Source organism: Pseudomonas sp. PDM32, assembly GCF_019219225.1.
In the GTDB taxonomy this organism is placed as follows: Bacteria; Pseudomonadota; Gammaproteobacteria; order Pseudomonadales; family Pseudomonadaceae; genus Aquipseudomonas; species Aquipseudomonas laurylsulfatiphila.
Map to the genome: position 1 here is coordinate 1 of NZ_JAHUWE010000041.1, position 540 is coordinate 540.

Sequence of the window (540 nt, forward strand, 5' to 3'; positions counted from 1 at the left end):
TCAGCGCCGTGGTATCCGGAGCACTGCCGTCACTGAGGTTTTTCTCGTAGACCGTCAGCTCGCCGCCGTACACGTTGAGGCCGTTGAGGGTTACCGGATCGTCGTTGTTGTGGATCTGCAGCACCAGGTTGGCGGTGCTGCTGTCGCCGTCCGCGTCGGTGATGGTGTAGGTGAAAGTGTCCGTGCCGTCGCCACCGCCGTGCAGGGCCTTGAAATCGGCATCGCTGGTGTTGAGCGTGTAGGTGTAGGTGCCGTTGGCATTGAGCACCAGGGTGCCGTAGGTGCCGGTGAAGGTGCCGGGGGTGATCGGGCCAGTGCCTTCACCGATGGTTACCCGGTCGGCGCCTTGTACGTCGTTGCTCAGCACGTTGCCGTTGAGGGTCAGTAAGGTTTCCGACGCCGTCGAAGCATTGCTGTCGTTCACGCCTTGTGGCAGGTCGTCGACGATGTTCACGTCCAGTGAACCGGTCGCGGTGGTGCCGTTGTCGTCGACCGCGGTCACGGCGAACTGTTCAGGCAGGGTGTTGGCGCCGTTGGCGG

The 540-nt window shown here is 63.0% G+C and carries 1 protein-coding gene; it reads right to left on the bottom strand.

What is annotated here, in order from left to right; all coding sequences use genetic code 11:
- On the bottom strand, positions 1-540 hold a 540-nt coding region (locus KW846_RS29700), incomplete at both ends, for an Ig-like domain-containing protein (protein WP_218486462.1).